Below are 344 nucleotides of genomic sequence, written 5' to 3' on the forward strand. Positions count from 1 at the left end.
TCGGCGGTGAATCAGGATGGTGCGTCGAATGGTCTGACGGCGCCGAACGGTCCTTCGCAGCAGCGGGTGATCCGGCAGGCGCTTGCGTCGGCGGGGTTGTCGGCGGGGGATGTGGATGTGGTGGAGGGGCATGGTACGGGGACGGCGCTGGGTGATCCGATCGAGGCGCAGGCGTTGCTGGCGACGTATGGGCAGGAGCGGGATGCGGGGCGGCCGCTGTTGCTGGGGTCGGTGAAGTCGAATATCGGTCATACGCAGGCGGCGGCGGGTGTGGCGGGTGTGATCAAGATGGTGATGGCGATGCGGCATGGGGTGGTGCCGCGGACGTTGCATGTGGTGGAGCC

General features: G+C 67.7%; 1 pseudogene. It reads left to right on the forward strand.

The features are described 5' to 3' along the window. A pseudogene (locus tag SCWH03_RS28365) lies at positions 1-344 on the forward strand (polyketide synthase); the annotation flags it as partial.

The organism is Streptomyces pacificus (assembly GCF_011766325.1).
Classification (GTDB): domain Bacteria; phylum Actinomycetota; class Actinomycetes; order Streptomycetales; family Streptomycetaceae; genus Streptomyces; species Streptomyces pacificus.